General features: G+C 68.5%; 23 protein-coding genes and 1 tRNA gene. 12 read left to right on the forward strand and 12 right to left on the reverse strand.

All coding sequences use genetic code 11. From position 1 onward, the window contains the following. Positions 1–227: 227 nt before the first annotated feature. The 8 genes from ABT061_RS07355 to rpmH form a co-directional block, all read right to left on the reverse strand. Positions 228–1202, reverse strand: a complete 975-nt coding sequence (locus ABT061_RS07355; RefSeq protein WP_350913713.1) for a ParB/RepB/Spo0J family partition protein — start codon at positions 1200–1202, stop codon at positions 228–230. Between the two features lie 42 nt (positions 1203–1244). Then, positions 1245–2168 (reverse strand): ParA family protein, encoded by a 924-nt coding sequence (locus ABT061_RS07360; protein WP_350913716.1) that lies wholly within the window; start codon positions 2166–2168, stop codon positions 1245–1247. 196 nt (positions 2169–2364) lie between these two features. After that, positions 2365–3060 carry a 16S rRNA (guanine(527)-N(7))-methyltransferase RsmG gene (gene rsmG, locus ABT061_RS07365; protein WP_350913718.1) on the reverse strand — a complete coding sequence of 232 codons (696 nt, stop codon included), beginning with the start codon at positions 3058–3060 and terminating at the stop codon, positions 2365–2367. 192 nt (positions 3061–3252) lie between these two features. Further along, positions 3253–3756 carry a Jag family protein gene (locus ABT061_RS07370; protein ID WP_350913721.1) on the reverse strand — a complete coding sequence of 168 codons (504 nt, stop codon included), beginning with the start codon at positions 3754–3756 and terminating at the stop codon, positions 3253–3255. 35 nt (positions 3757–3791) lie between these two features. Continuing rightward, complete coding sequence (gene yidC, locus ABT061_RS07375; protein ID WP_350913724.1) at positions 3792–4742, reverse strand: membrane protein insertase YidC; 951 nt, start codon at positions 4740–4742, stop codon at positions 3792–3794. 4 nt (positions 4743–4746) lie between these two features. Then, a complete protein-coding gene (gene yidD / locus ABT061_RS07380) occupies positions 4747–5019 on the reverse strand; it encodes a membrane protein insertion efficiency factor YidD (protein WP_502991388.1) in 273 nt (90 codons plus the stop codon). Then, positions 5019–5393, reverse strand: coding sequence for a ribonuclease P protein component (gene rnpA / locus ABT061_RS07385; protein WP_350913728.1), 375 nt, complete (start codon positions 5391–5393; stop codon positions 5019–5021). The genes yidD and rnpA overlap by 1 nt, the downstream gene beginning before the upstream one ends. A gap of 107 nt (positions 5394–5500) precedes the next feature. After that, a complete protein-coding gene (gene rpmH, locus ABT061_RS07390; protein WP_010849920.1) occupies positions 5501–5638 on the reverse strand; it encodes a 50S ribosomal protein L34 in 138 nt (45 codons plus the stop codon). 533 nt (positions 5639–6171) lie between these two features. Between rpmH and dnaA the strand changes: the two genes are divergently transcribed. The 10 genes from dnaA (at position 6172) to ABT061_RS07440 (ending at position 19060) form a co-directional block, all read left to right on the forward strand. Further along, positions 6172–7902, forward strand: a complete 1731-nt coding sequence (gene dnaA / locus ABT061_RS07395; protein ID WP_350913732.1) for a chromosomal replication initiator protein DnaA — start codon at positions 6172–6174, stop codon at positions 7900–7902. A 571-nt stretch (positions 7903–8473) separates the two neighbouring features. Then, on the forward strand, positions 8474–9613 hold the full coding sequence (dnaN, locus tag ABT061_RS07400) for a DNA polymerase III subunit beta (RefSeq protein WP_350913734.1): 1140 nt from the start codon (positions 8474–8476) through the stop codon (positions 9611–9613). Further along, positions 9613–10368, forward strand: a complete 756-nt coding sequence (locus ABT061_RS07405) for a 3-keto-5-aminohexanoate cleavage protein (protein WP_350913736.1) — start codon at positions 9613–9615, stop codon at positions 10366–10368. The genes dnaN and ABT061_RS07405 overlap by 1 nt, the downstream gene beginning before the upstream one ends. Positions 10369–10400: 32 nt before the next feature. Then, positions 10401–11345, forward strand: a complete 945-nt coding sequence (gene gnd, locus ABT061_RS07410) for a phosphogluconate dehydrogenase (NAD(+)-dependent, decarboxylating) (RefSeq protein WP_350913738.1) — start codon at positions 10401–10403, stop codon at positions 11343–11345. Positions 11346–11530: 185 nt separating this feature from the next. After that, entirely contained in the window at positions 11531–12706 is a 1176-nt protein-coding gene (recF, locus tag ABT061_RS07415; RefSeq protein WP_350913740.1) for a DNA replication/repair protein RecF, read from the forward strand. Beyond that, a complete protein-coding gene (locus ABT061_RS07420; RefSeq protein WP_350913742.1) occupies positions 12696–13250 on the forward strand; it encodes a DciA family protein in 555 nt (184 codons plus the stop codon). Before recF ends, ABT061_RS07420 begins: the two co-directional genes overlap by 11 nt. Before the next feature lie 299 nt (positions 13251–13549). After that, entirely contained in the window at positions 13550–15493 is a 1944-nt protein-coding gene (gene gyrB / locus ABT061_RS07425; RefSeq protein ID WP_350913745.1) for a DNA topoisomerase (ATP-hydrolyzing) subunit B, read from the forward strand. A gap of 31 nt (positions 15494–15524) precedes the next feature. Next, entirely contained in the window at positions 15525–18056 is a 2532-nt protein-coding gene (gene gyrA / locus ABT061_RS07430) for a DNA gyrase subunit A (protein ID WP_350913746.1), read from the forward strand. Between the two features lie 434 nt (positions 18057–18490). Next, on the forward strand, positions 18491–18847 hold the full coding sequence (locus tag ABT061_RS48350; protein ID WP_399531219.1) for a DUF3566 domain-containing protein: 357 nt from the start codon (positions 18491–18493) through the stop codon (positions 18845–18847). A gap of 139 nt (positions 18848–18986) precedes the next feature. Then, positions 18987–19060, forward strand: a tRNA-Ile gene (locus ABT061_RS07440). A gap of 681 nt (positions 19061–19741) precedes the next feature. On the opposite strand, the gene ABT061_RS07445 is transcribed toward ABT061_RS07440, so the two are convergent. The 4 genes from ABT061_RS07445 to ABT061_RS07460 form a co-directional block, all read right to left on the reverse strand. Beyond that, a complete protein-coding gene (locus ABT061_RS07445) occupies positions 19742–20116 on the reverse strand; it encodes a nuclear transport factor 2 family protein (RefSeq protein WP_350913747.1) in 375 nt (124 codons plus the stop codon). After that, a complete protein-coding gene (locus tag ABT061_RS07450) occupies positions 20113–21018 on the reverse strand; it encodes a DUF1684 domain-containing protein (RefSeq protein ID WP_350913749.1) in 906 nt (301 codons plus the stop codon). Before ABT061_RS07450 ends, ABT061_RS07445 begins: the two co-directional genes overlap by 4 nt. Positions 21019–21208: 190 nt before the next feature. Continuing rightward, complete coding sequence (locus ABT061_RS07455; protein WP_350913751.1) at positions 21209–22078, reverse strand: class I SAM-dependent methyltransferase; 870 nt, start codon at positions 22076–22078, stop codon at positions 21209–21211. Positions 22079–22197: 119 nt separating this feature from the next. After that, entirely contained in the window at positions 22198–22797 is a 600-nt protein-coding gene (locus ABT061_RS07460) for a helix-turn-helix domain-containing protein (RefSeq protein ID WP_350913753.1), read from the reverse strand. A 93-nt stretch (positions 22798–22890) separates the two neighbouring features. Here ABT061_RS07460 and ABT061_RS07465 point away from each other — a divergent pair, with 93 nt between their 5' ends. Together ABT061_RS07465 and ABT061_RS07470 are read left to right on the forward strand one after the other, a co-directional pair. Then, entirely contained in the window at positions 22891–23901 is a 1011-nt protein-coding gene (locus tag ABT061_RS07465) for an NAD(P)/FAD-dependent oxidoreductase (RefSeq protein WP_350913755.1), read from the forward strand. 239 nt (positions 23902–24140) lie between these two features. Beyond that, positions 24141–25628: an MFS transporter gene (locus ABT061_RS07470; protein ID WP_350913757.1), complete on the forward strand. Its 1488-nt coding sequence runs from the start codon at positions 24141–24143 to the stop codon at positions 25626–25628. The last annotated feature ends 119 nt before the right edge of the window (positions 25629–25747 follow it).

Consider the following 25747-nt stretch of genomic DNA (forward strand, 5'->3'; position numbering starts at 1 on the left):
GTGCGCGTACGGCAAGGCGTATTGAACCCGAGGGCTTCACTCGACCGTCGCGGTGGCGTACGACGGCCAAGGAGGGGCGTCGGGAACATGAGAACGGCCTCCCTGTTTCACGTGAAACAGGGAGGCCGTTCGAGCGGAGAACCCTCCGGGAGGGGGGCGGAGGTCCGGAATTCACCGGCCCACAACGGGGGCGCCATTGACCTCGCGTTCACGAGCCCTGCCGGAAATCATCCTTCCTGCACCTGCAGCGATCCCGGGGCCATCGTGCTGATGATGCGCTCCAGGTCGTCGATGGTCGCGAACTCCACCACGATGCGCCCCTTACGGCGGCCGAAGTCGACCTTCACCCGGGTCTCGAAGCGGTCGGAGAGACGGTCTGCCAGCTGCCGGAGGACGGGCTCCTCGGTGGGCTTCGCCCGAGGGGTTCGCGGGGCCGGAGCCGGTGCCGCCTTGGCATCGCCCACGGCGACGATCTCCTCGACCGCGCGGACCGACAGCAGCTCGGCAACGATCCTGCGGGCGAGATGCTCCTGGGCGGCGGGGTCGTCCAAGCGGAGCAGGGCCCGCGCGTGACCCGCGCTGATCGTGCCGGCCGCGACACTGAGCTGCACGCCGGGCGGCAACTTCAGCAGGCGGAGCGTGTTGGTCACGTGGGAGCGGGAGCGGCCGATGCGGGTGGCGAGCTGCTCGTGGGTCGCGCCGAAGTCGTCGAGCAGTTGCTGATAGGCCGCCGCCTCCTCCAGGGCGTTGAGCTGCTCGCGCTGGAGGTTCTCGATGAGCGCGTCAAGCAGGAGCTTGTCCTCCTGAGTGCTCCGCACGATCGCGGGGATCTCGGAGAGGCCGGCGAGCTTGGAAGCGCGCCAGCGGCGCTCGCCCATGACCAGCTCGTAGCGCCCCTCGCCTGTCGCGCGCACCACGACCGGCTGAAGCAGGCCGACCTCGCCGATCGAGGTGGCCAGCTCCTTCAGGGCCTCCTCGTCGAAGACGTCGCGAGGCTGGCGCGGGTTGGGCGCGATGTCGTCGACGGGGATCTCAAGGAAGTAGGCGCCCGCGACCGGCTTGGGGCCGGGCTGCTCCGGCACCGCCGGCTCCGGGGCGACCATCGTCACGGTCATCGACACAGGCGTCTCGGCGACGACGGCCGGGCCCGTCGGGATGAGGGCCCCCAGTCCCCTGCCCAGCCCTCTCGGCTGCTTACTCACTGCCCCTCCCGAGGCTCAAGATGCCGCCCTCATTCGCGGTACTCATACGGCCACACCGCGATAAGCGATCTCACGAGCGGCGTCCATATAGGCCATCGCACCGCTGGAACCCGGGTCGTACGTCATGACCGACTGACCATAGCTCGGGGCCTCGGAGACGCGCACGCTCCGGGGGATCAACGTGCTCAACACCGTCGCGCCGAAGTGGGAGCGGACCTCGTCGGCCACCTGGGAGGCCAGCCGGGTGCGTCCGTCGTACATCGTCATGAGAATGGTGGAGAGGTCAAGCGTGGGGTTCAGATGGGCACGGACCAGATCCACGTTTCTCAACAGCTGCCCAAGACCCTCCAGCGCGTAGTACTCGCACTGGATGGGAATCAGCAACTCGTTTGCGGCCATCAACGCGTTGACGGTGAGCAGGCCGAGCGAGGGAGGGCAGTCAATGAGGATGTAGTCGAACTCAACGGCGTCGTACGCGGTCAGCGCGCGCTGCAGGCGAGCCTCACGGGCGACCATGGAGACCAACTCGATCTCGGCACCGGCCAGGTCGATCGTGGCGGGAGCACAGTAGAGCCCCGGCATGTCCGGGACCTCCTTCACCACCTCCGCGAGCGGCATGTCCTCCACGAGCACCTTGTACATGTCCGGTACGTCGCCGCGGTGCTCGACGGCCAGGGCCGTCGAGGCGTTGCCCTGAGGGTCGAGGTCGACCACGAGCACCCGCTGGCCATGCATGGACAGCGCTGCCGCCAGATTGACCGACGTGGTGGTCTTACCGACGCCGCCCTTCTGGTTGGCGACGGTGAAGATCCGGGTTTTGGGAGGGCGGGGCCAGTCCCCGTCTCGGACCCCGGTGGAACCTCCGGGAGCGGCGGTCTTCCGGGTCGATGTTTCACGTGAAACCACTGAGCTGAGTGCCTCTCGTACCAGCGGCGAGTCGCCGGGATTAAGGGGGGTCTGGGTCACGGTCGTCGTCCTTTCAACCGGCCTGACTACGGCACCGGGAGCCGGTGCCGGCCAACCCAGACCGGAAAGGCGTCCATGTGGCAAAGCGGCCGGATCCTCGGGCCAGCCGAGACCGCTCGTCGCGCTGGCAATCGCACCTGTACGGTCGTCCACTGGCCTCGTACTCGCTTTGCTCGGTTTGTCTACTGGCCTCGCGCTACCTGCCTCGCGAGGCGCGATCCTTCCGGCGAGCGGTCTTCCGCGCTCCTTCTGGAGCTCGACCGGCGACCACCCGGATGAGAGTTGTGGGCGGCTCGACCTTACCGTGCCCGACCGATGTGAGCTCAGCGGTTTGAACCCCACTCGACCGCAATTGCCGTTCGGCGTCCGCCAATTCCTCCGCGGCACGCTCGCCCTTCATGGCCAGCAGCTCGCCCCCCTCGCGCAGGAGGGGAAGCGCCCACTTCAGCAGGCGGTCGAGCGGTGCCACCGCACGAGCGGAGGCGACGTCGAACTCCCGCCTGCCCGCGAACTCCTCCGCCCGGCCGCGCAACACCTCGACGTTGCCGAGCTTCAGCGACTCCACGCACTCCTCCAGGAAGACCGTCCGGCGAAGGAGCGGCTCCAGGAGGGTGACGGTGATGTCCGGCCGTACGATCGCCAGGACCAGGCCCGGCAGTCCGGCGCCGGAACCGATGTCGACCAGGCGCGCGCCTGCGGGCACCGCCTCGGCGACCACCGCGCAGTTGAGCAGGTGGCGGTCCCAGATGCGCGGCACCTCCCGCGGACCGAGCAGCCCGCGCACCACCCCGGGGCCGGCCAGCAGTTCCGCGAACGCCTCCGCCCTGGCCCAGGCGTCACCGGCGAACACCTCGCGCGCGACCTCGGGCGGCTCAGGGATCTGGTCACTCACTCGACGCTCACTCTTCCCTCGGAAATGTCGGGGTCAGGCCGGTCTTAAGGCTAACGGCCCGCCTCGACGGCACCGCACGGCGCGGGCCCCGAACTCGTATGCCACCGCCGACATCGTACGGAACCGGCCGCGAAAAAGGCCGCCGCCCCTGGAAGAACCAGGGGCGGCGGCCTCTGCCCGTCCGCTCCGTCGCTAGACGGGGAGGACCACCACGAAACGGCGGGGCTCCTCGCCCTCGGACTCGCTCCGCAGGCCCGCCGCCGCGACGGCGTCATGCACGATCTTCCGCTCGAACGGGGTCATCGGCTGCAGCGACTTGGGCTCGCCATCCCGCTTGACGTCCGCAGCGATCTTGGTGCCGAGCTCGCTCAGCTCGCTCCGGCGGCGGTCGCGGTAGCCGCCGATGTCGAGCATCAGGCGCGACCGCTCACCCGTCTGGCGGTAGACCGCGAGACGCGTCAATTCCTGGATGGCCTCCAGCACCTCGCCGTTGGGGCCGACCAGATCACCGCCCTTGATATCGACCACCGACACCACGGCGCGATCACCTTCGACATCCATGTCGATGTCACCGTCGATGTCGGCGATGTCGAGCAGACCCTCGACGTAATCCGCCGCGATCTCGCCTTCCTGCTCCAGGGCGGCGAGATCGGGAGCCGCCTTCACGGGCTCCCTCTCGGCCTCGGCCTCGGTCACGTCCGGCCACTCCTTCGTGCTGTCGGGATGAGACGTCAGGACTTCTTGCTACCGGTCCGCTTGCTGCGGGGCTGGCGGGTGGGCTGCTGGCGGACCACCTTGGGCTCCGGCGCGGGCGGCGCCTCAGGCTCGGGGGCGGTCTTCTTGACCTTGCTCAGCAGGCTCGGCTTGGGCTCGGGGGTCGTGACGTTGCCCTTCGCGTCGACCACCGGGGAGGGGTTGCGGCTGTAGAACCAGTGCTGCTGGCCGAGGGTCCAGAGGTTCGTGGTGACCCAGTAGAGGATCAGGCCCAGGGGGAAGTTCAGCGAGAAGATGGCGAACAGCGGCGAGATGTACATCAGGATCTTCTGCTGCTGCGCCATCGGGTTGTCCGGCATCTGGGCCATCGAGCGGGTCACGCTCTGCCGGACGGTAAGGAAGGTGGTCAGCGAGCTGATCGCCACGAAGACGGCGAGAACGACCTTGGTGACGATGGGGTCGGCGTTCAGCGCGATGATGTCGTTCGCACTGGTGAAGAAGGTCGCCGGGATCGGCGCGCCGAAGATGTGGGCCGCCCTGGCGCTGTCCATCAGCTGCTGGGTCATGCCGAACTTGGGAACCGGGCTGTTGGCCATGGCCTGGAGCACGGTGAACATCGAGATGAAGATCGGGAACTGCGCCAGAATCGGCAGGCAGCCACCCAGCGGGTTGGCGCCCTGCCCCTGGTACAGCGCCATGACCTCCTGGTTCATCCGCTGCTTGTCGTTCTTGTAGCGTTTGCGGATCTCCTGGACCTTTGGCGCCAGTTCCTGCATCTTCTTCGAGGAACGCATCTGCTTGAGGAAGAGCGGGAAGATCAACAGCCGCATCAGCACGGTGAGCGTGATGATGGTCAGCGCCCAGTTGAGCCCGCTGTTCCTCGGGATGAAGGTGCTGTAGCCCTCGTGAATCCAGGTGATTACTTGGGCGACGGCCGTGTAAAGCCAGTTCAGCCAGGACAGCTCCACCGAGCTAGCTCCCTTGCGTTTCGTCGGACCGGCCCGGGGGAACCGGGTCATAGCCTCCGGGATGGAATGGGTGGCAACGCCCGATTCTCCGGATCGTCAACCATGTGCCGCGTAGCGCGCCGTGAACGGCTACGGCTTCGAGGCCATAGGCACTGCACGAGGGGTGGAAACGGCAACGGGGACCCAGCAAAGGGCTCACGAAGGCCCGGTAGAACCGGATCGGAGCCATCAGGATCCTGGCAGCCGGAGAAATCCCGGCGATCTGCTGCGCCGTCATCATCGCCCATCCATGCGAGCCCCCGGGGGCTCTAGCCGCCTGAGTAAACGATCCAGCGCGACGTCGAGTTCGGCGGCAATGCGCTCGCTTCGCGCGGACGCGGCCGGTGGATTGGCGCGTACAACAAGCAGGCTACCTCGCGGAAGCCGGTCGAGACGGTCTCGCATGAGGTGTCGCAACTGACGTTTGACCCGATTTCTGATGACCGCGCCTCCCACTGCGCGGCTCACCACGAATCCGACCAGGGGGGGATCGTCAGTGTCAGGGCGCATGCCAAAGTGCGCGACCAGGGTGGGGCGGCCTGCTCGGCTTCCCCTTCTGATCGCGCCGGCGAAATCGTCGCCCCGGCGCATGCGGGACCCGGACGGCAACACGAGATCTTCGTGACCCTGGGCAGGTACGCCTGTCGCCCGTCGGCATCGCTGCCGACGGGCGACGGGCTCTGCTGCCTTGGCCCGGCGGACCGGGCGCAACGGATGCGTCAGGCGGAGAGCTCGGCGCGGCCCTTGCGACGGCGAGCGGCAAGGATGGCGCGGCCGGCGCGGGTGCGCATGCGGAGCCGGAAGCCGTGGGTCTTCGCACGACGGCGGTTGTTCGGCTGGAAAGTACGCTTGCTCACGAGTGGGCTCCAGGCTCAAGACGCATCCCCAGCACATGGGGACGCTCGACAGTGGCTGGCCTGCCGGATGCGGGGCATGCGAAATAGCCGCCGCGTGGCAAGCCGACCGTCGTACGTTACGGGGCAGGCGCGTCCCAGGTCAAACCGGAGAACATCCTGGAGCACGCGAACACAGGTTATCCACCTTTCCACAGGCACGTTTTCCACCGGCGCCCCGCCGTCCACAGGATGTGCACTCTGTCTCCCCCGTACTGCCACTAGGCTGTGGACAACGTCTTGTACACAGCTGTGGACAGGGCTACCCTCGGCCCTTCCAAACCCTCTCTCCACTGCGAGGACCCGTCGGACCGCGGGTAACAGACTGTGCACAGCCTGTGGATTCGGTGTGGATATCGAACGGTGCCCACGAAGGTGCCACGAGACGCCCGGCGTGTGGACAACGGCGAGATCCGGTGCTTCCGGCGGCCATCGATGTGGATAAACAGATCGCGGTAGGCCAGCGGGGGCCGCGTCGGGAGGAGGGGAGCCGAGCCATGGACGGAACGGACCTCAGCGCGGTCTGGGCGAGGGCGCTGGAGAACTCCCTGAACGAGAACGTCCCGTCTCAGCAGCGGGTCTGGCTCAACATGACCCGGCCCTTCGGCCTCATGAACGACACAGTGGTGCTCGCCGCACCCACGGATTTCGCCAGAGATGTTCTGGAGAACAAGCTTCGTCCGCTTATCAGTCACGCGCTCTCCCAGGAGTTCGGCCGCCCGATGCGGGTGGCGGTCATGGTCGACCCCAGCGCGGCGGGCCCCGAGCCCGGACTCGCCTCCCGCCAGGACCCTTATCCCCAGGCGCAACCGCAGGGTTATACACAGGCCGGCGGGGCCCAGCAGGGTTATGCACAACCGGCCAATCCCCAGCACCACGGGGGTTCGGTGCCCCATCCCCCCTATCAGGGGGGTAATCCGGCCGCCCAGCCGTCCACCGAATATCCACAGGCCCAGCCGTTCTCCTACCCGTACCAGCAGGGCGAGGAATCCTCCCAGCCGTACCGCCCCTCGGAGCCGTCCCAGGCTCCCTCGCCGGGGGAAGCGAGCCCCGGATACAACCGCGGTGGCTACACCGCGCCCTCGCCGCGTCCCGAGCCCGACTCCTTCGACCGCGGCGCGCCCGCGGTGCCCGGTGCGGGCGGCGTACCGAACAGGTGGGACAGCCGCGGGAGCCGGACGCAGGGCGAGCCCGCCCGGCTGAACCCGAAGTACACCTTCGAGACCTTCGTCATCGGCTCCAGCAACCGTTTCGCCCACGCGGCCGCGGTCGCGGTGGCCGAGGCGCCCGCCAAGGCGTACAACCCGCTGTTCATCTACGGCGACTCGGGGCTGGGCAAGACCCACCTGCTGCACGCGATCGGCCACTACGCCCAGAGCCTGTACGACGGCGCGCGGGTGCGGTACGTGAGCTCCGAGGAGTTCACCAACGACTTCATCAACTCCATCCGCGACCACAAGGCCGACAACTTCCGGGGCCGCTACCGGGCCGTGGACATCCTGCTGGTGGACGACATCCAGTTCCTGGAGGGCAAGGAGCAGACGCAGGAGGAGTTCTTCCACACCTTCAACACCCTGCACAACTCCAACAAACAGATCGTCATCTCCAGCGACCGGGCGCCGAAACAGCTGGTCACGCTGGAGGACCGGCTCCGCAACCGGTTCGAGTGGGGCCTGATCACCGACGTCCAGCCGCCCGAGCTGGAGACGCGCATCGCGATTCTGCGCAAGAAGGCGATCCAGGAGGGCCTGGCCGCGCCGCCCGAGGTGCTGGAGTACATCGCCAGCCGCATCTCCACCAACATCCGCGAGCTGGAGGGTGCCCTGATAAGGGTGACCGCGTTCGCCAGCCTCAACCGGCAGTCGGTCGATCTGCAGCTCACCGAGGTCGTGCTCAAGGATCTGATCACCGAGGACGCCGGGTCCGAGATAACGGTCGCCACGATCATGGCCTCCACCGCCGCCTACTTCGGCCTGTCGATCGACGACCTGTGCGGCGGGTCGCGTTCGCGCGTCCTGGTCACCGCCCGCCAGATCGCCATGTACCTGTGCCGGGAGCTGACCGACATGTCGCTCCCGAAGATCGGCCAGCAGTTCGGCGGCCGCGACCACACCACGGTCATGCACGCCGACCGGAAGATCCGCTCCCTGATGGCCGAGCGCCGCTCGATCTACAACCAGGTCAACGAACTCACCACCAGGATCAAGCAGCAGTCCCGCAATGGCTGAGGTTTTTCACCCCGTGATGCACAGGCTGTGGAAAACCTTGTGGATCAACGATTCGCGAGGGCGGGGAAGGCTCCGGGGCGTCCCCCCATGATCATCAGTAAACGAGCCGGTCCGAACCCTGTTCTGGGACTGTGGATGACTCTGGGGAGAAGTTGGGGACAACCTGTGGGTAACCCGTGGACAACCTGGGGACGCCCTGTGAAGAGAGTTTTCCACAAGGACAAACCGACCTCATACCCGGTGGATAACCTGGGGAAACCTCGTGGATAACCGGTGGACAGAGCGCACCGAATCTGGGGACGGCCTGTGGGTACTCCGCGGTTCTCCCCAGCCCCAAGAGTTGTCCACAGTGGGCGCCCACAGCCCCGGTGGATGAAAAAACCGCACTTGACCTGCGGAAACAATGGCTTTCCACAGTATCCACACCCCCTAATACGATGGCCACTTGTATCTCTACTAGGAAACCCAAGAGCCATAAGAGGGGTTCCGGGAGAGCTCAGGCTCCAGACAGTGAACACTTGAACCCCAGGCACCGAGCGGACGGCGCTCGATACACAGGAGGCAGATCCACGTGATGTTCCGGGTCGACCGAGACGTGCTCGCTGAGGCGGTCGCATGGACGGCGCGCAGCCTGCCGGCGCGTCCCTCCGTGCCGGTGCTGGCCGGCATGCGCCTTGAGGTCACTGAGGACGGGCAACTCAAGCTCTCGGGCTTCGACTACGAGGTCTCCGCCGAGGTGACCCTCGAACTGCAGACGGGCGAGGCGGGCGTGGTGCTCGTCTCGGGCAGGCTGCTCGCCGAGATCACCAGGGCGCTGCCCGCGCAGCCCGTGGACTTCGTCGTGGAGGGCGCCAAGGCGGTCGTCACCTGTGGCAGCGCCCGGTTCACCCTCCTGACCATGCCTGTGGAGGACTATCCCTCGCTGCCGACCATGCCACCGGCCGCCGGTCGGGTGGGCAGCGACGTGTTCGCCTCCGCCGTCGGCCAGGTCGCCGTGGCCGCGGGCAAGGACGACACCCTGCCGATGCTCACCGGCGTGCGCGTGGAGATCGAGGGGGACACCGTCACCCTCGCGGCGACCGACCGTTACCGCCTCGCCGTGCGGGAGCTGAAGTGGCAGCCGGACCAGCCTGACTTCTCGGCGATCGCGATGATCCCGGGCAGGACCCTCGCGGACACGGCCAAGGCCCTGGGGGGCACCGGTGCCGAGGTCGAGATCGCGATGAGCTCCGCGGGGGGCACCGGTGAGGGCATGATCGGCTTCTCCAGCGCGGGGCGCCGCACCACCACCAGGCTGCTCGACCCCGAGTTCCCCAAGTACCGCTCGCTGCTGCCCACCGAGTTCTCCGCCCGCGCGCAGCTGCCGACGGCGGCCTTCGTCGAGGCCGTCAAGCGCGTGGCCCTGGTCGCCGAGCGCAACACGCCGGTACGGCTCGCCTTCCGCGGCGACGAGGTCGTCCTGGAGGCGGGCAGCGGCGACGAGGCGCAGGCCGTCGAGGTGCTCCCCGTCGAGTTCGAGGGCGAGGACATCAACATCGCCTTCAACCACCAGTTCCTGCTGGAGGGTCTTGGCGCGATCGACTCCGACGTGGCCCGCCTGCAGATGACCACGTCCACCAAGCCGGCCATCCTCACCGGTGGCAAGCCTGTGGACGACGGAGAGGTTCCCGACTACCGCTACCTGATCATGCCCATCCGGCTCTCCAGCTGATGGCCGGGGTGCCCCGTTCAGGCGCGCCGTGGCTCAAGGCGTGCCTGAACGGTGCCCGGAGGCCCGGCGACCACCCGGCCCTCCCCCTGGCCCCTCTGGAGCTCGCTGAGGCGGCCCGTGAGGCCCGTGAGGCGGGTGCGGACGCTGTTCACATGCATCCGCGCGACGAGGGCGGCAGCGAGTCGCTCAGCGCCGTCCACATCGGGGCGGCGGTGCGCGCGGTGCGCGAGGCGTGCCCCGGGCTTCCCGTGGGAGTGAGCACGGGGTTGTGGATAACCGGCGGGGATGTGGACGCGCGGCACGCGGCCGTCCGAGGCTGGTCCGCGCTCGCCCCCGGCGACCTGCCGGACTTCGCGTCCGTGAATCTCTCGGAACCCGGCTTCCGGGACCTGTGGCATGATCTGCGGCGGCTCGGAGTGGACGTGGAGGCCGGGGTCTGGTCCACAGACGACGCCGACGCGCTCGCCGCGAGCGGACTGGAGTGCGCCCGGGTGCTCGTCGAGATCCTCGGTGGCCCCGCGGACACGGCCGTCCGCCGGGCGCGCGCGATCCTGGACCGCCTCGCCGAGCTCGGTGTACCGGGACCGCGGCTGCTCCACGGGGAGGAGGAGCCGACCTGGACTCTCCTGGACTTCGCGGGGCAGTCGGGGCTGGCCACGCGCATCGGCCTGGAGGACGTCCTCCACGGCCCCACGGGTGATCCGGCAGGCGGGAACCCCGAGCTGGTAAGGCTTGCGCGGGCACGTCTGACGTAGGTGAACGATGGAACCCTGAAGGGGGGGCTCGTATGCAGATCGGCATGGTCGGGCTGGGCAAGATGGGCGGCAGGATGGCTGAGCGCCTGCGCCGCGGCGGCCACGAGGTCGTCGGTTACGACCGCGATCCCGCGGTCAGCGACGTCTCCGGCCTGGAGGAGCTCGCGGAGCGGCTCCAGACGCCGCGAACGGTATGGGTCATGGTGCCCTCGGGGGAACCGACCCGGGCGACGATCGAGGCGCTCGGCGAGGTACTGGCCCCCGGCGACCTCCTCATCGACGGAGGCAACTCGCACTACGTCGACGACCAGCGGCACGGCGCCGCGCTCGCCGCGAAGGGCATCGGGTTCGTCGACTGCGGCGTGAGCGGTGGAGTCTGGGGGCTGGAGAACGGCTACGCGCTCATGGTCGGCGGCGACAGGGCCGACGTCGAACGGGCGATGCCGATCTTCGAGACCCTCAAGCCCGAGGGCGAGGACGGCTTCGTCCACGCGGGCAGGATCGGTGCCGGTCACTTCGCCAAGATGGTCCACAACGGCATCGAGTACGGCATGATGCAGGCCTTCGCCGAGGGCTGGGAGCTGCTGGAGGCCGCCGACATCGTGACCGACGTGCCCGGCGCCTTCAAGAGCTGGCGGCAGGGCACCGTCATCCGCTCCTGGCTGCTCGACCTGATGGTCCGCGCACTTGAGGAGGACCCCGCTCTGGAGCAGCTCGAGGGCTACGCGCAGGACTCCGGCGAGGGCCGCTGGACGGTTCAGGCGGCCGTCGACCTCGCGGTCCCGCTGCCGGTCATCACCGCCGCCCTGTACGCCAGGTTCGCCTCCCGCCAGGACGACTCGCCGGCCATGAAGGTCGTCGCGGCCCTGCGCAACCAGTTCGGCGGCCACGCGGTCACCTCCAGGGCGGGCTCGGCGGCCAAGGGCGCCGACTCCCCCGGCGCCGACGTCACCCCCCCGGTCGAGGCGGCCGGCTAGCGCGGCGTTCCCCATCCAAGGCGCGGACCCACCACCGCTCCCGGCTCGGCAGGGCCGCTCCGGCAGCCGCGGCCGTACGTTCGCGACCTCCGTCGCAGGGCTCGCGCCATACCTTTTCCACGGGGCGCGAGCCGTGCGGGCGCCGGAGGCCACGGTGATGGGCGGGGCCGACTAATCTTCCTGGGGTGCATGTCGCCCATCTCTCCCTGACCGACTTCCGGTCCTACGAAACCGTCGATCTCGGCATGGAGCCGGGGGTCACGGCCTTCGTCGGGCCCAACGGCATGGGAAAGACCAACCTGGTCGAGGCGCTGGGTTACGTGGCGACGCAGGCCAGCCACCGGGTCGCCGGCGACGGGCCGCTGGTCCGGCAGGGCGCGGCGCGGGCGGTCGTACGCTCGGTGGTGGTCCGCGACGACCGGCGCGCGCTGATCGAGTTGGAGATCAACCCGGGCAGGGCCAACAGGGCCAGGCTGAACCGCTCGCCCGTCTCTCGCACGCGCGATGTCGTCGGCCTGCTGCGCACCGTCCTGTTCGCTCCTGAGGACCTCTCCATGGTCAAGGGCGACCCCTCCGAGCGGCGCCGGTTCCTCGACGATCTCCTGGTGGCCAGGGCACCCAGGTTCGCGGGGGTGCGCGCCGACTACGACAGGGTGCTCAAGCAGCGCGGTGCCCTGCTGCGTACGGCCGCGCAGGCCCGGCGGGGGCGCGGCCGGAGCACCCGGCGGGCCGAGAGCGACGCGGCGTTCGCCGAGGCCGGGGCGGGGGACCCACTGAGCACCCTTGAGGTCTGGGACGCCCACCTGGCCACGCACGGTGCCGAACTGCTCGCGGCCAGGCTGGAACTGGTGGAGACGCTGCGCCCCCTGGTCGCCGCCTCGTACGCCTCTCTCGCGCCCGACTCCGCCCCCGCGAGGCTGGAGTACCGCGGCACCCTGCCCGCGGACGCCGGCACCGACCGCGCCGAGCTGGCGGAGCGGCTGCGGGCTGGCCTGCTGGAGGTTCGCGCCGCCGAGCTCGAACGTGGCGTCACCCTGCTCGGCCCGCACCGCGACGACCTGTTCCTCGGGCTGGGGGAGCTGCCCGCGCGCGGCTACGCCAGCCACGGTGAGTCGTGGTCGTACGCGCTGGCGCTCAGACTGGCCGCCTACGACCTGCTCAGGGCCGACGGCGGCGACCCGGTCCTGATCCTGGACGACGTCTTCGCCGAGCTGGACAACAGGCGCCGACGTCGCCTGGCCGAGATGGTCGCCCCCGCCGAACAGGTGCTGATCACCGCCGCGGTCCCCGACGACGTGCCGAAGGAGCTGGCCGGAGGCCGGTTCGACGTGACAGAGGGAGGCGTGGTCCGTGCCCGATGACGCAGAGCCTGGATCGAGCGGTGGCGGGGCGGACGCCACGGCTCCCGGGTCGGCGAGGAGCGCGGCCGCCAAGGGGGCGGCGATGGCCAGGGAGAAGCTGGCCCAGGCCAAGTCGGACGCCGCCAGGCGAGGGCAGCTCCCCCGCAGGGAGCCGCGCCGCAGGGCGTCCGGGCCGCGCAGGGACGCGGGTGATCCCCAGCTCTTCGGCAGGGCCATCGCCGACCTGCTCGCCGATCGGGGCTGGCAGCAGCCCGCCGCGATCGGCGGGGTCTTCGGCCGCTGGCACGAGATCGTCGGCCCGGACATGGCGGCCCACACCAGGCCGGAGACCTTCGCGGAGGGCGAGGTCGTGGTCGTCGCGGACTCCACCGCCTGGGCCACCCAGGTGCGTCTGCTGGCAAGGACCCTCGTAAGAAGGTTGAACGAGGAGCTAGGGGACGGAACGGTGCAACGGGTCAAGGTCCGTGGACCGCAGAACGGCCCCCGCTCCAGCGGCGGTCTGCGCGTCACCGGAAGCCGCGGCCCGGGCGACACATACGGCTGACTCGGCGCTCAGAAACGGATCAGTAGCCTTTCTGGCGCGACGAACCCCGCCCCCGTAGGGGGATGTTCAAGACGATGATCGTCACGCGACAGGCCATTCCAGGGGCCGTCAATGCCACATGATGTGCTCTGAGCCGCTAGAATGAAATCGAATTCCGGACACGTCCGTTTGCGTGTCACCCCCGGCGTGTGTGCCGGCTCCCCTGGGTGGACGCATCGGGGCATTCACGACGGTGACGGGCACGGCGGGGCTACACGTTTGTCTCCCTGCCGCGTGTCCGCGGCAGGAGGATTTCGCACTTGTCCTACGACGCTAGCTCAATCACTGTTCTCGAAGGACTTGAGGCGGTCCGTAAGCGCCCCGGCATGTACATCGGCTCCACCGGTGAGCGCGGTCTCCATCACCTCGTCTACGAGGTCGTCGACAACTCCGTCGACGAGGCCCTGGCCGGGCACGCCGACCGGATCGAGATCACCCTGCTCGCCGACAACGGCGTGCGGGTCGTCGACAACGGCCGTGGCATCCCGGTCGGCAACGTTCCCGGCGAGAACCGTCCCGCGGTCGAGGTCGTGCTGACCGTGCTGCACGCGGGCGGCAAGTTCGACGACAAGTCGTACGCGGTTTCCGGAGGACTGCACGGCGTGGGCGTCTCCGTCGTCAACGCGCTGTCCAGCAGGCTTGAGGTGGAGATCCGCACCGACGGCCACCACTGGCGGCAGACCTACGTCGGCACCCGGCCCACCACCTCCCTGATCAAGGGCGAGGAGACCGACGAGACCGGCACCTCGATCACCTTCTGGGCCGACGGGACCATCTTCGAGACCACGACCTGGCACTTCGAGACTCTCGCGCGCCGCTTCCAGGAGATGGCCTTCCTCAACAAGGGCCTGACGATCTCCATCAGGGACGAGCGCCCCGAGTTCATCGAGGATGACCCCAAAGAGGTCACCTACCACTACGAGGGCGGTCTGTCCGACTTCGTCAAGCACCTCAACTCCAAGAAGGAACCCACCCACGTATCGGTGATCGACTTCGAGGAGCACGGAGACGGCATCGCGGTCGAGATCGCGATGCAGTGGAACAACTCGTACAGCGAGTCGGTCTACACCTTCGCCAACACGATCAACACCGCGGAGGGCGGCACCCACGAGGAGGGCTTCCGCGCGGCGCTGACGTCCATCGTCAACCGCTACGCGCGCGAGCAGAAGTTCCTCAAGGAGGGCAAGGACGACAACCTCGCGGGTGAGGACATTCGCGAGGGCCTCACCGCGATCATCTCGGTGAAGCTGGCCGACCCGCAGTTCGAGGGCCAGACCAAGACCAAGCTGGGCAACACCGAGGCCAAGTCGTTCGTCCAGAAGGCCTGCAACGACCACCTGCGCGACTGGTTCGAGCGCAACCCCGGTGAGGCCAAGGACATCATCACGAAGTCCCTGCAGGCCTCCCGCGCCCGCCTCGCGGCCCGCCAGGCCCGTGACCTGACCCGGCGCAAGTCGCTGCTGGAGTCGGGCTCCGGTCTGCCGGGCAAGCTGGCCGACTGCCAGTGGAGCGATCCGGAGAAGTGCGAGCTGTACATCGTCGAGGGTGACTCGGCGGGCGGCTCGGCCAAGGGCGGGCGCGACTCCAAGTTCCAGGCGATCCTCCCGATCCGCGGCAAGATCCTCAACGTGGAGAAGGCCCGGATCGACAAGGTCCTGCAGAACCAGGAGGTCCAGGCGCTGATCACGGCCATGGGCACCGGTGTGCACGACGAGTTCGACATCACCAAGCTCCGCTACCACAAGCTCATCCTGATGGCGGACGCCGACGTCGACGGCCAGCACATCACGACCCTGCTGCTGACCCTGCTGTTCCGCTTCATGCGGCCGCTGATCGAGGCGGGGCACGTCTACCTCTCCCAGCCGCCGCTCTACAAGATCAAGTGGGACAGGAGGGGCGACGACGCCTCCTACGCCTACTCCGACCGCGAGCGCGACGCGGTCATCCAGGCCGGCATCGACGCGGGCAAGCCGGACCCCCGGCCCCGTGACAACGTGCAGCGCTTCAAGGGTCTGGGCGAGATGAACGCCGCCCAGCTCTGGGATACGACCATGAACCCCGACACCCGCCTGCTCCTGCAGGTCACTCTTGACGATGCGGCCCAGGCCGACGAGCTGTTCAGCGTGCTCATGGGTGAGGACGTCGAGGCGCGCCGCTCCTTCATCATCAGGAACGCCCGGGACGTCCGTTTCCTTGACGTGTAGCGGTAGCCGTACCAGAAAAGGATCTTGACCTGTGACGGAAGTCAACACTCCGCCCGGCCCTCCGGTAGACCGCGTCGAGCCGGTCGACATCCAGTCCGAGATGCAGCGCAGCTACATGGACTACGCGATGTCGGTCATCGTCTCGCGCGCGCTGCCGGACGTCCGCGACGGTATGAAGCCGGTGCATCGCCGGGTGCTGTACGCCATGTACGACGGCGGCTACCGGCCCGACCGCGGCTACTTCAAGTGCTCCCGCGTCGTCGGTGACGTCATGGGCTCCTACCACCCGCACGGCGACGCGTCGATCTACGCCACCGTGGTGCGGATGGCCCAGCACTGGGCGCTGCGCTACCCGCTGGTCGACGGGCAGGGCAACTTCGGCTCGCCGGGAAACGACCCGCCCGCCGCGATGCGCTACACCGAGTGCAAGCTCGCGCCCATCGCGATGGAGATGCTGCGCGACATCGACAAGGACACCGTCGATCTCATCCCCAACTACGACGGGCGCTCCCAGGAGCCGACGGTCCTGCCCTCGCGCTTCCCCAACCTGCTGGTCAACGGGGCGGCGGGCATCGCGGTCGGCATGGCCACCAACATCCCGCCGCACAACCTGCGGGAGGTGGCCGCGGGCATCGTCTGGTCCCTGCAGAATCCGGAGGCGACGGACGAGGAACTCCTCGAAGCGCTGATCGCCCGGGTCAAGGGGCCCGACTTCCCCACCGGCGCGCTGATCGTCGGCCGGCGCGGCATCGACGACACGTACCGGACCGGCCGCGGTTCGATCACCATGCGGGCGGTCGTCGAGGTCGAGGAGGACGCCAAGGGGCGCCAGTGCCTGGTCGTCACCGAGTTGCCCTACCAGGTCAACCCGGACAACCTCGCACTGACCATCGCCGAGTCGGTGAAGGACGGCCGGATCACCGGCATCGCCGACGTCCGCGACGAGAGCTCCTCGCGCGTCGGCCAGCGCCTGGTGATCGTGCTCAAGCGCGACGCGGTCGCCAAGGTCGTGCTGAACAACCTCTACAAGCACACCCAGCTGCAGACCACCTTCGGCGCCAACATGCTGGCCCTGGTCGACGGCGTGCCGCGCACGCTCAGGCTCGACCAGTTCGTCCGCTACTACGTGTCCCACCAGATCGAGGTCGTGGTCCGCCGGACCCGCTACCTGCTGCGCAAGGCCGAGGAGCGGGCGCACATCCTGCGCGCGCTGCTCAAGGCACTCGACCGGATGGACGAGGTCATCGCGCTGATCCGGCGGTCGCCCTCGGCGTCCGCCGCGCAGGGCGGCCTGATGACGCTCCTGGAGATCGACGAGATCCAGGCGCAGGCCATCCTCGACATGCAGCTGCGCAAGCTGGCCGCTCTGGAGCGCCAGCAGATCACCGACGAGTACGACGCGCTGATGGCGCAGATCAACGAGTATCAGGCGATCCTCGCCTCGCCCGAGCGGCAGCGCACGATCGTCCAGGACGAGCTCTCCGAGCTCACCGCGCGGTACGGCGACGAGCGCAGGACCGAGATCATCGCCTACGAGGGCGACATGTCCATCGAGGACCTCCTCGCCGAGGAGGACATGGTCGTCACGATCACCCGCGGCGGCTACGCCAAGCGAACCAACACAGATCTTTACCGGGCGCAGAAGCGCGGCGGCAAGGGTGTGCGGGGTGCGCAGCTGCGCCAGGACGACATCGTCGACCACTTCTTCGTCACCACGACACACCACTGGCTGCTGTTCTTCACGAACAAGGGCCGCGTCTACCGGGTCAAGGCGTACGAGCTCCCCGACTCGGGCCGCGACGCGCGCGGGCAGCACCTGGCGAACCTGCTGGCCATGCAGCCGGACGAGGTCGTCATGGAGGTCCTGGACCTGCGTGACTACGACGTCGCCCCTTACCTGGTGCTGGCCACCCGCAGCGGCCTGGTGAAGAAGACGCGCCTGTCCGAGTACGACTCGCCGCGCACGGGTGGCCTTATCGCGATCAACCTGCGCGAAGATGACGAGGTGATCGCCGCCAGGCTCGTGTCGGAGGAGGACGACCTCCTGCTCGTCTCCCGCGGTGCCCAGTCCATCCGCTTCACGGCCTCCGACGAGGCCATGCGCCCGATGGGCAGGGCGACCAGCGGTGTGATCGGCATGCGCTTCCTTGAGGGCGACGAGCTCCTGGCGATGAACCGGATCGCCGACGGCGACAACGTGCTCATCGCCACCGAGGGCGGATACGCCAAGCGCACCCCCGTGGATCAGTACCCGATCCAGGGAAGGGGTGGAAAGGGCGTCCTGACCGCCAAGATCGTTAGCGCCCGTGGCAAGCTGGTTGGCGCGGTCATGGTCAGGCCCGAGGACGAGGTTTTCGCGATCACGTCCGCCGGAGGGGTTATCCGGACGAGTGCCGGGGAGATCAAGCAGTCGGGCCGCCAGACGATGGGGGTTCGACTGATGAATCTCGCAGAGGGGGACAGCGTCGTGGCTCTGGCCCGCAACGCGGAGTCGTTGGAGACCGAGGAAAACGCCGAGGTACCGGTGGAGACCGAGGGGAACGGGGAAGGAGATAACCCGTGAGTTCTCAGGGCGAGCCGGGCTCGCGCCCCGCCTCCTCGTCGACACGCGACCAGGTGACGGAGAAAATAGACAAGACCGCCGAAACGAAAGGCGTTGAGGCGGCCTCGTCACCGGTTAACGGTAGCGCGCCCGCGCCGGAAACCGATGAATCGGTAGCCGACGACCCCAAGGGCAGGAAAAAAGTGACGACCACAGAGGATGGCAAGCAGGCCGAGACCACGGTGCGGATCCGTCCAGGATCTCCACCTCCATCCGCGCCGCCGTTACAGTCACCCTCATCGCCTCCGCCGGCGGCGGGGCAGCAGAACCGTCCACCGGCGGGGCAGCAGCCCTGGTCGCCCGGGAGCCTGTCGTCGCCCCAACCGCCGCTGGACGCGCCTGGCAGGAAGCCCTCGGACATCCCCGCTCCCAGGTCGCCCCGTAAGGCGCACCTGGTGCTGCGCAGGGTCGAGCCGTGGTCGGCCATGAAGTTCAGCTTCGTGGTGTCACTGGTCTGCTTCGTGGTGCTGTTCATCGCGGTCGCGGTGCTGTACATGGTGCTGTCGGGGCTGGGGGTGTTCGACAACATCATCCAGACGGTCAACCAGCTGACGACCGCCGACGGCAAGGCCACCAGTGGCGTCGACGTCGCCTCCTGGTTCGAGCCGGTCCGCATCCTGGGCTACACCGCCCTGATCGGCGCGGTGAACGTCGTGCTGATCACCGCACTCTCCACTCTCGGTGCGGTGATCTACAACGTCGCCTCCGACCTGGTCGGAGGCGTGGAGGTCACTTTCAGCGAGGCCGAGTAACCGATCTTGAGTCGTGTCCCCGTCCTTCCGCGGTCGGGGACATGGCGCAAGCAGGTGCCGGAACAGGGTAAGCTTTTCCCAGTTCGAACGGACGGGTTCGCCTCCGCGAAGCGGGTGCGGGGCCGTTCGTGCGCGCTGAGGGGCTATAGCTCAGACGGTTAGAGCGCTTCCCTGATAAGGAAGAGGTCCCAGGTTCAAGTCCTGGTAGCCCCACCTCGATGAACACCCCGAAGCGATCAAGCTTCGGGGTTTTTTGCTGCAACGGCCTCACTCGAACAGTCCGTTGACCTTCTTGAGGGCGTCTTGGCGGCTCTCGTCGTCTTCGTGCGTGTAGATCTCCATCGTGACCGGGATCCGGCTGTGCCGAGGATCTCCATTGCGTCACGTGGCGCGACCCCCGGCTTCTTGAGCGGCGACGCGGGGGCGCAGGTCGTGAACGTGGATCGGCCGCAGTTTGTTCGCCGCCACGATCCGGGCGAGGTTACGCGGCTCGATCGGCCGCCCCGACTTGGCGGTGAACACAAGCCCGGCGTCCCCCGGTTCTTGCCCGCCTCCTCTTCGCGGATCTTCTGCCCGCCCCGCTGGGAAGCGCGGGTGTTCGCGGTGTTTCGGGTGAGAAACGGGTGAACCCGCACGCCTTCCGCAGTTCATGGCAGCGGGGCGTGCGGGTTACCGGAATCCGAGCCGGTGTCCTGCTATCGGTCGCAGGGCTTTACGGCTACTGCCGCGTCAACCTGCGGTAGATATGAGCCGCTGTCTTGACCAAGGGCAAGCGAACTCCTCGGCTCCTCCGCGGGTAGGCCGCGGAGCCATGCGCCGTTCTGCCTGGATGGGGAGCGAACGGCGCATCGGCTTCCGCGCCGTCGTGACGGCTGCAGCGAGTCCGTTGCGGCCTCAGCTGTCCTGGCCGGCGGGGATGAAGTTCGCGTATTCCTCGATGCGGGTGATCAGGCCGGCGTCGTCGAAGCGGAAGTACACCGCGGCGTGCACCTCGCCGCGCATGCCGTTCTTGGCGGCCACGTGCACGACGTGCTGCTGGAGGACTTCGCCGGACTGGGAGAGTTGGCGGGTGATGTCGTAGCGCATCGATTCCATGGTGTGGATCTTCCCCTTCATCCCCTCGATGTTCGCTTCGATGGTCTCCTCGCCCTTGCCGTCGTTGTGCCAGACGGTCGCGGTGTCGGCGCACATGGCGCGGGCGGTGTCCCAGTCAGCCGTCTCCAGGGCGCGGAGGTAGGTGACGGCCTTGTCCTTGAGGGTCTGGCTCATGGTGTTGCTTCTTTCTGTACGTGCGGGTTGCCGACGATGGTGGGGGGTCGGTTCTGGTCTGTCCTGTCGTGGATCAGGGAGCGTTCGCCGGCCTCGACGCGCATGGGCAGGTGGTTGCCGGGCGGTGAGAGGGGGCAGACGAAGACGGCCGGGTTCAGGTGGTGGTAGGAAAGGGTTGCCTGGTTGAAGTCGACCGGCAGAGTGCTGCCGGGCTCGAGCAGGGGCAGCGAGAGCCAGCGGCCGATCTCGGGTGTCTCGTTGCCGTTGGTCTCGTCGGTGAACACCACCAGGCGCTGGCCGGGCTGTTCCTGGAGGACAGCCAGTACGTATTCGGTGCCGTTGATGGTCACGGCCAGGTCGACCGGGGCCAGCATGGCCTCGGTGCTGCGCGGGACGGTCAGCCGCCGCACCTCGATGCGGCGGCCCTCGGGAACTGCCCGGTACTGGCCTTCGAACACCCACGAGGAGTCGTAGGGGAAGGTGTCGATACCGCTGAGACCGGAGCGCTCGACGGCCCCGTTGTCCATGACCACCAGGCCGTAGAAGCCGTCGGCACCACCGGCGAAGCCGACGCGATCGTCGGGGAATCGCAGTGAGCAGCCCGAGGGTACTTGCGCTGTTCCATCGACCGTCGTGCCGTCGATCGTCACGCCGTCCGCGGCCGTGGCCGTCACGGTCAGTGCGCCGGCTTCATCGGTGCTCCACTTCCCAGGGACGCCGGGGAGGGTGTGGGTGTCACGGTCAGTGATCTTGCCGCTGGTGATGACCTTGGCCTTGCCGTTCGGGCCGGCGACCTCTTCCCACCGGTCCTTGCGCCACGCCTGGTATTCGGCGGGAACGCCGTCTGCGGTGCTGGTGCCGGCTGTGGCCTGCCGACCAGAGGGGGACCGTAGTGCAGTCATCGAAGTGCTCCTTTCCTCCGTCGCGAGCGCGCCGAGGTGGATGGTTCGCGACGGTGTCTGCGCAGAGAGGCTGCGCGGGCTCAACACCCAACCTACAAGGCTCATGCCTTGCAGGCATCATGTGTTGCGTATAAGGCAAGGAGTTGGGTGCTGATGCTGCCTGGCGGGCAACCTGCGTGGAGATTGCAGATCAGCTGAGGCGTGCGGCCCAGACGGTGCGTTCGGTGCGTACCGAGAGGTCGTCGCGGTGCAGGATGCTGTGCGGGCTGTCCGTGTCGAGCAGCCGGTCGAGCGCGGCGAGATCTGCGGCCGGAAGCGCTTGTGCGGCGGCATCGCGGATGCGTAGCAGACTGCTGAGTGCGTAGCGGCCGATGGCCTCGCTGTGGGAGCCTTCGATGTTCACGGCGATGGTGCGCTCGCCTTCGAGGGTGAACCCGGCGGCGATCAGCATCGGCCCCCAGTCGGCGCCGCGGTGGGGCACGTGTTCGGCGTGGAAGTGCTCGGTCGCAGCGTGGCAGCGGTCTTCCAGGCCGGGCCGGTCCTCCGGGGCGTTCTCGGGCAGGAAGCGGGGGAATCCGGCCAGCTCGACGACGGCGAACAGGCCGCCGGGCGCGAGCATGTCGTGGACGTTGCGCAGTGCGCGGCCAGGGTCGGCCATGTGGTGCATCGAGGCCGAGGCCCAGACCAGGTCCGGCGTGCCGAGGTCGGGCCAGTCGGCGGCGTCGAGGTCGGCCTGCACGGTGCGCACGCGGTCATCCGCATCCTGGGCGCATGCCTTCTTCCGCAGGCGCTGCAGGTGTCCGGGCGAGGCGTCGACGGCTGTGACGTGTGCCTCGGGGAAGCGGTCGAGGAGGGCGAAGGTGCCCGCTCCGGTGCCGGAGCCCAGGTCCACGATATGGCGCGGGCTGGTCTTCAGGGGCAGCCATGCGGTGATGGATGCGATGTGCTCGCCGAGGACTTCCGCGTCCAGGTCGAGGATCTCCGCCTGGCCGGCGTCGTCCTGCTGGTGGTGGCCGTGCTGGGCGGAGTGGTGGGGGGCGTGCGGGTGTGCGTGGGTCATGCCGTCACCGTAAGGCGGGTTTGCTTACCCGGCACGATGGCTCCCGGGATGCGCAAGATATCGGCGCGTGATGGTGCCCGACGCGCAAGGCGCACCCGTACCGAGGGTGCGCGTTGCCGTCATTCGCAGATGTCAGGGGTGTCGCAGTCGCCGTTGCCGGTGTCGCGCTGGTGGCCGCGGCGGGCGTCGCGGTCGAAGATGCCCAGGATCTCACACGGTCCGCCTTCGGCGCCGATGGCGTGCGGCATCATGGTGGGAAATTCGGCGGCCTGGTTGGTCTCGATGCGGAAGCGGCGATGTCCCAGCATGAGGATCGCGGTGCCGGAGAGTACGACCAGCCATTCCCGGCCGGGGTGGGCACGCATGCGGGAGGGGTTGTCGGGCGGCGGCTCGGTCATGCGCTGGCGTACGACGCTCATGCCGGGGTCGCCCTTGACGGGCCAGCGCATCAGGCCGTGGGCGCCGTCGATCATCGGGCTGGTGACGACGTCGTCGGCGGCGGTCTCGACGAGCTGGTCGAGGGTGGTGTCCAGGGCGCGGGCGAGGGTGACGAGCTGGTCCAGGGCGAGGCGGCGCTGACCGTTCTCGATGCGGCTCAGTGAGGACTGGCTGAGGTTGGCGCGGGTGGCCAGTTCTTCCAGGGACCAGCCCTGCGCGACCCGCAGGGCGCGGATGCGTTTGCGTACGAGGCTGTCCAGGTCGCCAATTTCTTGCGTCATGGGCAACATCATATGCCCATGATGCAAGGTGGGTTTAACGTCGTGTGCAGAAGGCCCGGAACGGTTGGGCCACGCACGATGAAAGGGCGCGACATGTCTGTGCGGACTTCCGCGTACGCGAGCGACGCACTGCCCGGTGAGACCGTGGACGTTGTGGTGATCGGCGGCGGCGCCGCGGGCTTGAACGGTGCCCTGATGCTGGCCCGCTCCCGCCGTTCGGTCGTCGTGATCGACAGCGGGACGCCCCGCAACGCGCCTGCCAAGGCCATGCACGGCTTCATCGTGCTGGACGGCACGCCGCCCACCGAGCTGCTCAAGCGGGGCCGGGAGCAGGTGCGCCAGTACGGCGGCAGGGTCGTCTTCGGAGAGGTGACCTCTGCCGAACCGGCCGCCCCGGCCGTCGACGGTGATCTGCGTTTCATGGTCAGCCTGACCGACGGCGGCACGGTGACGGCGCGCCGCGTGCTGGTGGCCACCGGCCTGCGGGACGTGCTGCCGGACGTGCCCGGCCTCGCCGAGCACTGGGGGCACGCTGTGGTGCACTGCCCGTACTGCCACGGCTGGGAGGTACGCGACGAACCGATCGGCATCCTCGCCACCGGTCCCGCCTCGATCCACCACGCGCTGCTGTTCCGCCAGCTGACCGACGACCTCATCTACTTCACCCACGGCACCGATCTCGACGACGACACCCGAGCACGCTTCGCCGCCCGCAATATCCGCATCATCGACACCCCGGTGCAGGAAGTCATGACGAGCGAGGACGGCGGCATCGCGGGCGTGCGCCTGACCGATGGCACGGTCGTGGCCCGCCGCGTCCTCGCGCTCGCCACGCAGATGCAGGCCCGCACCGAGGGCCTGGACGGCCTGAAGCTGCCGATGGAGGACCTGCCCGGCGACATGGGCCGCCGCTTCGCCTCCGGCATGGCCGGCACCACCGAGGTGCCGGGCGTGTGGGTGGCCGGCAACGCCACCGACCTGACCGCCCAGGTGGGCGCCTCCGCCGCGGCGGGCGCTCTGGCCGGCTCCCACATCAACGCCCTCCTGGCCACCGCCGACACCGACGTGGCCCTCGCCGCCGCCCAGACCGGCACCACCACCTGACGTTAGGGCTCCTACCGGCCCACCGCGCACCCGCGCTCAGCCGCGCGAGGTGGCCGGACCCCTACTCCATCCACTTCGGCGACCGGACCTGCTCCGGCGCTGACGCTGCATGCCCATTTTGAGAGGAATCCATGAGTACGAACCAGCCTCCACAGGTGGCGGCCGCTGACGGAAGCGGCGGAGGCGCACCGGATGCACGTCAGCTGCGCACCATTCTGATTACCGTCTCCATCGCGCTGATGGCCGTCATCGCGTCGGTGTCCGGGCTGAACGTCGCCCAGACGCACATGGCCGTCGAGTTCGGCGCCTCGCAGAACACCATTTTGTGGATCATCAACATCTACACCCTGGCCCTGGCCGCGCTGCTGCTGCCGCTCGGCGCGATCGGTGACCGCCTGGGCCGCAAGCCCATGCTGATCGCCGGGCTGGGTGTCTTCGGCGTCGCCGGCGTCGCGGCGGGCCTGGCTCCGACGGCCGAGGTGATGCTGGCCGCGCGGGTGGCCGGCGGTATCGGCGCCGCGATGATCATGCCCATCACCCTCGCCGTCATCACCTCCACCTTCCCCGAGGAGAAACGTGGCACGGCGATCGGCGTGTGGACCGGCGTCGCGGGAGGCGGCGGCATCCTGGGCATGTTCCTTTCCGCGCTCCTCGTCGACGTCGCCGACTGGCGCTCGCTGTTCGTGCTGCCCGTCGTCCTGATCATCGTGGCCCTGGCCATGACGATGAAGTCGGTCCCCAACTCCCGCGAGAGGTCCGGCCACGGCTTCGACACCATCGGCGCGCTGGTATCGACCGTCGCCGTGGTTGGACTCATCTTCGTCCTGCAGGAGGGGCCCGAGCGTGGCTGGACCGCGCCCGTGACTCTGATCAGTCTCGCTGTCGGTCTCATCGCCGCCCTCGGCTTCGTGGCCTGGCAACTGCACCGCCGGGACGCATCGCTGCTGGACGTGCGGCTGTTCCGTGAGCGTGGCCTGGCCGGCGGCTCGATCACGCTGCTGGTGGTCTTCGGCGTCCAGGCGGGCATCGCCGTGGTCCTCTTCCCGTTCTTCCAGGCCGTGCTCGGCTGGTCGGGGCTGCTGTCCACGCTGGCGCAGATGCCCATGGCCGTGATGATGATGACGACCTCCGGCCTGGCCCCCAAGCTGGCCGCACGCATCGGCTCCCGCTCGACCATGGCCGCGGGCATCGCGCTGGCCGGCGTCGGACTGGCTCTCATGGCCCTCTTCGTCTCCGCCGACGGGGGCTACCTGACCATCCTGCCCGGCATGCTCGCCATGGGCATCGGCATGGGCCTGTCGATGACCCCCTCCACCGAGGCCATCACCGGCTCCCTGTCGCGCGAGAAGCAGGGCGTCGCCTCCGCCCTCAACGACGTCACCCGCGAATTCGGCACCGCCCTCGGCGTCGCCCTGCTCGGCGCGCTCCTATCCGCCGGCTACCGCAGCGCCATCGACGACAGGCTGCACGGCATCCCTCCGGAGGCCGCGAACACGGCCCGGGAAGGCATCGCCAACGCCGTTGAGGTGGCCGGCAGCACCGGCTCGCACGCGCAGAACCTGGTTCACGCCGCCCAGCAGTCCTTCGTCGACGGCTGGCAGCAGGCCATGTGGGCCGGTGTCGCCGTCATGGGCGCTCTGTTCGTCTACATCGCCCTGCGCGGCCCGAAGAATTCCGTCCCCGCGATGGCCGACGACGCCGAGGCCACCGAGCCCGTCGCCGCCTGATAACGGGGTAAGCGGTGGGCGGACGGCACGAAGACCGCCGTCTCAGGGGTAGACGTTGGGCACCGCGAGCTCGCGGTGCCCAACGCCCAACCCCAACCGTCTCAGCTCTCGGACCACCA

The sequence above is a fragment of the Streptosporangium sp. NPDC002544 genome (genome assembly GCF_040295965.1).
Classification (GTDB): domain Bacteria; phylum Actinomycetota; class Actinomycetes; order Streptosporangiales; family Streptosporangiaceae; genus Streptosporangium.

Excerpts from the sequence above, each read along its gene's own strand:
- ABT061_RS07450 (WP_350913749.1), bottom strand. The coding sequence starts at position 21,018 with ATGACTGCACTACGGTCCCCCTCTGGTCGGCAGGCCACAGCCGGCACC.
- ABT061_RS07445 (WP_350913747.1), bottom strand. The coding sequence starts at position 20,116 with ATGAGCCAGACCCTCAAGGACAAGGCCGTCACCTACCTCCGCGCCCTG.
- dnaA (WP_350913732.1), top strand. The coding sequence starts at position 6,172 with ATGGACGGAACGGACCTCAGCGCGGTCTGGGCGAGGGCGCTGGAGAAC.
- ABT061_RS07455 (WP_350913751.1), bottom strand. The coding sequence starts at position 22,078 with ATGACCCACGCACACCCGCACGCCCCCCACCACTCCGCCCAGCACGGC.
- gnd (WP_350913738.1), top strand. The coding sequence starts at position 10,401 with ATGCAGATCGGCATGGTCGGGCTGGGCAAGATGGGCGGCAGGATGGCT.
- ABT061_RS07460 (WP_350913753.1), bottom strand. The coding sequence starts at position 22,797 with ATGACGCAAGAAATTGGCGACCTGGACAGCCTCGTACGCAAACGCATC.
- ABT061_RS07465 (WP_350913755.1), top strand. The coding sequence starts at position 22,891 with ATGTCTGTGCGGACTTCCGCGTACGCGAGCGACGCACTGCCCGGTGAG.
- yidD (WP_502991388.1), bottom strand. The coding sequence starts at position 5,019 with ATGACGGCGCAGCAGATCGCCGGGATTTCTCCGGCTGCCAGGATCCTG.
- ABT061_RS07405 (WP_350913736.1), top strand. The coding sequence starts at position 9,613 with ATGGCCGGGGTGCCCCGTTCAGGCGCGCCGTGGCTCAAGGCGTGCCTG.
- ABT061_RS07470 (WP_350913757.1), top strand. The coding sequence starts at position 24,141 with ATGGCCGTCATCGCGTCGGTGTCCGGGCTGAACGTCGCCCAGACGCAC.